Origin of the sequence: Tardiphaga sp. (genome assembly GCF_044340795.1) — a bacterium.
GTDB lineage: Bacteria > Pseudomonadota > Alphaproteobacteria > Rhizobiales > Xanthobacteraceae > Tardiphaga.
Window position 1 is genome coordinate 1 of record NZ_JBIISY010000306.1, and the last position, 6,218, is coordinate 6,218.

Sequence of the window (6,218 nt, forward strand, 5' to 3'; positions counted from 1 at the left end):
CCAGACCCTCGACGAGATCGATCTCGATGCCATCCTGGCGCGTCGTCCAAAACTCGTGCTGGTCGATGAACTCGCACATACCAATGCACCGGGCTCGCGGCATCCGAAGCGCCATCTCGATGTCGCCGAGCTGCTTGCGGCGGGTATTGATGTCTATACTGCCGTCAATATCCAGCACATCGAGAGCCTGAATGACGTGGTCGCGCAGATCACCCATGTGCGGGTGCGCGAGACCGTGCCGGATACGGTGTTCGATCGCGCCGATGCCATCGAGCTGATCGACCTCACGCCAGATGACCTGATCCAGCGCCTGAAGGAAGGCAAGATCTACGTCCCGAAACAAGCGGAGCGGGCTCTTGAGCATTATTTCTCGCCGGGCAATCTCACAGCGCTGCGCGAGCTTGCGCTGCGCCGAACGGCGGATCGCGTCGATGAGCAGTTGCTCACCCATATGCAGGCCAATGCGATTGTCGGCCCCTGGGCGGCGGGGGAGCGCATTCTCGTCTGCATCAGCGAGGACCCGCGCTCGGCAGGCCTCGTGCGCTACACCAAACGGCTCGCCGATCGCCTTCATGCGCCCTGGACGGCGGTGAGCATCGAGACGCGGCGCAGCCTGCAATTCTCCGAGGAGCAGCGCGATCGTCTGGCCGATACGCTGCGTCTCGCCGAAGCGCTCGGGGCGGATGTGCTGACGATCCCGGCCGCGGCGCGGCGCATCGCGGATGACCTGCTGAACTATGCCCGCGCCAACAACGTCACCCAGATCGTGATCGGCAAGGCGTCGCGGTCGTGGTGGTTCGAGCTGCTGCGCGGCTCGGTGGTGCATGATCTCGTTCGCCGTGCTGGCAATATCAGCGTGCATGTCATTGCCGGGGATGCACTGCCTGCAGAGCCTGCGGCCAAACGCGCGCAGATGACGGACCGGACGGAGCCGTTCGACATCAGGCCCTACGGCTTTTCATTCGCGATCATTGCCGCCGCGCTCGGTCTCGGCATGCTGCTCTACCCAGTCTTCGGCGTGGAGAATGTCGATCTCATCTTCATGACGGCGGTGGTCGGCGTTGCGGTGCGCTTTGGGCTCGGTCCGTCGCTGCTGGCGAGTCTCGCGGGCTCGCTGGCCTATAACTTCTTCTTCCTGCCGCCGGTCTATACGTTCACCATCACCGATCCGACAAATATCGCGGCGTTCTTCTTTTTCATGCTGGTGGCGGTGCTGGTGTCGAACCTCGCGGCGCGGGTGCGTAGCCAGGCCGTGTCCGCCTTCGGTCGCGTCCGCACCACCGAATCGCTCTATGCCTTCAGCCGCAAGCTCGCCGGTACGGCGACGCTGGATGATGTGCTGTGGGCCTCGGCCTATCAGATCGCGCTGATGCTGCGGGTGCGTGTCGTGCTGCTGCTGCCGGATGACGGCATCATCACCGTGAAGGCCGGCTATCCGCCAGAAGACCAGCTCGACCAGGCCGATCTCGCCGCCGCCAACTGGGCCTGGGGCAATGATCGCCCGGCCGGCCGCGGTTCGGACACGTTGCCGGGGGCCAAGCGCCTGTTCCTCCCGATGCGCACCGGGCGCGGGCCGATCGGCGTCATCGGCATCGATGACGATCGCACCGGCCCGCTGCTGACGCCCGACCAGCGCCGGCTGCTCGATGCGCTGGTGGACCAGAGCGCGCTGGCCATCGAGCGCGTGCAGCTGGTCGAGGACATGGACCGTGCCCAGCGCAATATCGAATCGGATCGCCTGCGCGCGGCGCTGCTCACCTCGATCTCGCATGACCTGAAAACGCCGCTGGCCTCCGTGCTGGGCGCTGCGTCGACCCTGCGCGATCTCTCGCCAAAGCTCGGCGAGGCCGAGCGCGCCGATCTGCTCGCCACCGTGATCGACGAATCCGAGCGGCTCAATCGCTTCATTGCCAATCTGCTCGATATGACAAGGCTGGAGTCCGGTGCCGTGGTGCCGAATGCCGTCCTGCTCGATCCCGGCGAGATCGTCGGCAGCGCGTTGCGTCGTGCGGGCAAGATTCTGGGCGGTCATCGTGTGGTGCTCGATCTGGTACCGCATCTGCCCATGCTCAAGCTCGATGCCGTCCTGTTCGAGCAGGTGCTGTTCAATCTGCTCGACAACGCCGCCAAATATGCGCCACCGGATACGGTGATCACCATCCGGGCTGCGCGCGAGGATGACGCGGTGATCCTGCAAGTCATGGATGAAGGCGCCGGCATTCCGGCCGCCGACCTCGAGCAGGTGTTCGACAAGTTTTACCGTGCCAACAAGGGCGATCATGTTCGCGCCGGCACCGGCCTTGGGCTCGCCATCTCGCGTGGTTTTGTCGAGGCCATGCAGGGCACCATCACCGCCGCCAATCGTGCCGATCGTTCGGGTGCGGTTCTCACCATTCACCTGCCCATTCCGCCTGCGCTCGACGCTCTGGACACCGCCGCATGAATGCTTCCGCCATCAAGGTTCTGGTCATCGACGACGAGCCGCCGATCCGCAAATTGCTGCGCATGGGGCTCAGCACCCAGGGCTACGACATCATCGAGGCCAGCAACGGCAAGCTTGCCTTGGAAAAGCTGGCGGAGGAGCCGGCGCTGATCATTCTCGATCTCGGCCTGCCGGATATCCAGGGCCACGATCTCCTGCAAATGATTCGCGCGCGCAATGACAGCGTGCCGGTCGTGGTGCTGTCGAGCCGGGGCGACGAAGCGGGCAAGGTGCAGGCGCTCGATCTCGGGGCCGACGACTATCTGACAAAACCGTTCGGGATGGACGAGTTGCTGGCGCGGCTGCGCGCTGCATTGCGGCATCAGCTGCAGGTGCATGGCGAGCGGCCGGTGTTCAAGACCGGCGAATTGTCGGTGGATCTGGTGCGCCGCATCGTCAAGGTGGGCGAGCGCGAGGTGAAACTGTCACCGAAGGAATATGACCTGCTGCGTGTGCTGGTGCAGCATGCGGGCAAGGTGCTCACCCATCGCTTCCTGCTGAAGGAGCTGTGGGACGAGCTGACCGATGCACAATATTTGCGCGTCTATGTGCGCCAGCTCCGCCAGAAGATCGAGCTCGACCCGGAGCGGCCACAATTCGTGCTGACCGAAACCGGGATCGGCTATCGGCTGCGGGCGCCGGACTAGTTACTTGCCCGGCTTCCCCAGCCCTTTCGGAGCATTGTAGTCCAGCAGACGGATCGCCTCGTCGGCGGCGTCGACCATATCGGACATCAATTTCCGCGTCCGCTCGAAATCGGTGGCGGACATGGCGCGAAACAGCATGTCGTTGACCGGACGTTGAACCGGCGCCAGTTCGTTGAGCAGGGTACGGGCCTTCGGCGTGATGGTGAGAATGACCCTGCGGCGATCCTCCGCATCGGTTTCCTTCTCGACCAGGCCGGCCGCCACGAGCTTGTTGATCTCGATGGTGATGAACGCGCCGCTGAAATGCAAATGTTCGGCGATCTGGTTGACGCCGATCTTCTCATCCGCGCCGCTCAGGTGAGAAATGGCGATCAGCACCGTATATTGCGTGCCGGACAGGCCGATCACCGCACCCAACTGGCCGCGAACGGCTTGCAACCGCGCTGAAAACGCCAATGTATCGTGTAGAAACTGCCGAAACGCGAGATCAGACCCGTCGACCATCAATTGTGGCCGAGAAATGGTCAGTTCGGCTCGAATTTTCCTGGATTTGCTCTTCGTCGCCATCAGGCCCCCGCACACCTAAGAGTCGTATAGCGGGCTGCTTACTAGCAAACAAGTTCGGGCACGCGCTTTAATAGCAAATCAGCCATGCTTGACAGGCCTCCATCGCTCGATAATATAGCTTTGTATCAAAGCTAATCGCCTCGTTCGGGAGAACGACTCATGAGCGCCACCGCGAATTTCGATCCCCGCGCCTTCCGCCAGGCGCTCGGACAATTCGCCACCGGTGTTGCGGTCATCACGGCGGAAGGGGCAGGCGGCCAGCCGATCGGACTGACCATGAGTTCCTTCAACTCGGTCTCGGTCGATCCGCCGCTGATCCTGTTCTCCATCGACCGCAAGGCATTCAGCCTGCCGGCGATGACCGAGGCGAAGGGTTATGCGGTGAATATCCTGGGGCGCGACCAGGAGCATCTGTCGAACAAGTTCGCGCGGGCGCTGGGCGACAAGTGGGAAGCGGTCGAGCACACGCTCGGCCATGAGGCGGCACCGTTGCTCGCCGGCGCGCTCGCGCATTTCGAATGTGCGCCCTACGCGCAATATGACGGCGGCGACCACGTCATCTTTGTCGGTCGTGTGGTGAAGTTCTCGGCCTATCCGACCAACGAGCCACTGGTTTTCTTTCGCGGGGCCTATCGCAGCCTCAAGGATACCGAGCGCAGCCCGGAATGGCCGCTGCCCATGCACTACTAAAAACTGGCATTACTGAAATTGGACGTATCGAGGAACAGCATGATCAAGACCGGTGAACAGCATATTGCCAGCCTGCGCGACGGCCGCGAGGTCTACCTCGACGGCGGACTCGTCAAGGACGTCACCACCCATCCGGCCTATCGCGGCGCGGTTGCCTCGGTCGGCAAGATGTTCGATTTTCACAGCGCGCCGGAAAATCGCGATCTCATGACTTTCGAGACCGAGACCGGCACTCGCGCCAACCGCATCTGGGAGCTGCCGGGCAGCTATGATGCGCTGGTGAAGCGCCGCAAGGGTCTCGAAGCATGGACCGAGCTGCACGCCGGCTTCATGGGCCGCGCACCGGATCACGTCGCGTCCTGCATCGCCGGCATGTTCATGGGCCTCGACGTGTTCGAAGCCTACAATGCCGATCGCGCCAAGGCATTGGCCGACTACTACCGCTATGCCCGCGATAACGATCTCTATCTCACTTACGTCATCATCAATCCGCAGGCCGACCGCTCCAAGAGTGCGGCGCAGCAGGCTGATCCGTTCCTGTCGGCCGGCGTCGTTTCGCGCGATGAAGATGGCCTGGTGATCCGTGGCGCCAAGATGCTGGCCACCGGCGGCATCATGGCGAATGAAGTCTTCGTCACCTGCATCCAGCCGCTGCAGCCCGGCGACGAGAAATATGCGGTGTCCTTCGCCATTCCGATGAACACCAAGGGTCTGAAGATCCTGTCGCGCAAGTCCTACGAGGCGTCGGCGACCTCGGTGTTCGACAATCCGCTGGCCAGCCGCTTCGACGAGAACGACGCCGTCCTGTATTTCGACGACGTGAAGGTGCCGTGGAATCGCGTGTTCATCGATCAGGACATCGCCATGTGCCAGAAGCAGTTCCACGCGACGCCGGCGCATTCCTACCAGAACTATCAGGCGATGATCCGCCTGTCGGTCAAGCTGCGCTTCCTGATCGGCATCGCGCATCGCACCGCCGAGACCAACGGCGTCATCGGCTTCCCGCAGGTCAAGGAAATGCTCGGCCAACTCGCGGCCGAAGTGTCGATGGTGGAAGCCTTCGTGCTCGGCATGGAAGCCAAGGGCGCCCAGCGCGGCCAGTATTTCGTGCCGGATCGCGGCCTGCTCTACGGCGCGCAGGTGCTGACCCAGCAGCTCTATTCCAAGGTCATCAACACGCTGCGCGAGCTCGCCGGTGGTGGCATGATCATGCTGCCGTCCTCGGTGAAGGACTTCGAGAATCCGGAACTGGCGGCCCTGATCGGGAAGACCCAGCAGTCGCCGGCGGCCAGCGCCGTCGACAAGGTGAAATTCTACAAGCTTGCCTGGGATGCGGTCGGCTCCGAATTCGCCTCGCGCCACTCGCAATATGAAATGTTCTTCGCCGGCGCGACCTTCGTCACCAAGGGCCATGCGTTCCGCACATATGACTGGGCCGGGTCCACTGCATTGCTCGACAAGATGCTGGCGAGCTATGACCTTGCTGACGAACTCACCGCCGGCGGCAAGCCCGCCGCGTCTCCTCGTGCCGTTGCTTAATCTGCGAAGTCAGGACAACCACCATGGCCGTCAACAAGATCCACGACGAATTCCGCACCATCGACATGTCCTCGGGCTGGGAAACGCCGCCCGGCTATCCCGCCGGCATCCAGCAGAAGATCCTGTCGGGCGCGCTCGATGAGCCGAACAAGAAGGGCAGCCGCACTCGCCTGCTGCGCTTCGATCCCGGCGTGTACACCACCGAACCTTTCGTGCATGAATATTGGGAAGAAGTGTTCCTGTTCACCGGCGACCTGATTGTCGGCAATGACAAGCAGGGCAATGGCGGCGAG

General features: G+C 62.7%; 6 protein-coding genes. 5 read left to right on the forward strand and 1 reads right to left on the reverse strand.

The window, feature by feature from the left end; translation table 11 throughout:
- Positions 1-2,443: DUF4118 domain-containing protein (locus ACIQ17_RS29595; protein ID WP_398473013.1), on the forward strand; the 2,443-nt coding region annotated here is incomplete at its 5' end.
- Positions 2,440-3,129, forward strand: a complete 690-nt coding sequence (locus tag ACIQ17_RS29600; protein ID WP_398473014.1) for a response regulator — start codon at positions 2,440-2,442, stop codon at positions 3,127-3,129. The genes ACIQ17_RS29595 and ACIQ17_RS29600, both read left to right, overlap by 4 nt.
- On the opposite strand, the gene ACIQ17_RS29605 is transcribed toward ACIQ17_RS29600, so the two are convergent.
- Positions 3,130-3,633, reverse strand: a complete 504-nt coding sequence (locus ACIQ17_RS29605) for a MarR family winged helix-turn-helix transcriptional regulator (protein WP_398473015.1) — start codon at positions 3,631-3,633, stop codon at positions 3,130-3,132. It lies immediately after the preceding gene.
- Positions 3,634-3,855: 222 nt separating this feature from the next.
- Here ACIQ17_RS29605 and ACIQ17_RS29610 point away from each other — a divergent pair, with 222 nt between their 5' ends.
- From ACIQ17_RS29610 to ACIQ17_RS29620, 3 genes are all read left to right on the forward strand, one after another.
- On the forward strand, positions 3,856-4,386 hold the full coding sequence (locus tag ACIQ17_RS29610; protein ID WP_398473016.1) for a flavin reductase family protein: 531 nt from the start codon (positions 3,856-3,858) through the stop codon (positions 4,384-4,386).
- 39 nt (positions 4,387-4,425) lie between these two features.
- Positions 4,426-5,925 (forward strand): 4-hydroxyphenylacetate 3-hydroxylase family protein, encoded by a 1,500-nt coding sequence (locus tag ACIQ17_RS29615; RefSeq protein ID WP_398473018.1) that lies wholly within the window; start codon positions 4,426-4,428, stop codon positions 5,923-5,925.
- A 23-nt stretch (positions 5,926-5,948) separates the two neighbouring features.
- Positions 5,949-6,218: cupin (locus ACIQ17_RS29620; protein WP_398473019.1), on the forward strand; the 270-nt coding region annotated here is incomplete at its 3' end.

Coding starts and splice junctions, on each gene's coding strand:
- ACIQ17_RS29600 (WP_398473014.1), top strand. CDS start 2,440: ATGAATGCTTCCGCCATCAAGGTTCTGGTCATCGACGACGAGCCGCCG.
- ACIQ17_RS29615 (WP_398473018.1), top strand. CDS start 4,426: ATGATCAAGACCGGTGAACAGCATATTGCCAGCCTGCGCGACGGCCGC.
- ACIQ17_RS29610 (WP_398473016.1), top strand. CDS start 3,856: ATGAGCGCCACCGCGAATTTCGATCCCCGCGCCTTCCGCCAGGCGCTC.
- ACIQ17_RS29605 (WP_398473015.1), bottom strand. CDS start 3,633: ATGGTCGACGGGTCTGATCTCGCGTTTCGGCAGTTTCTACACGATACA.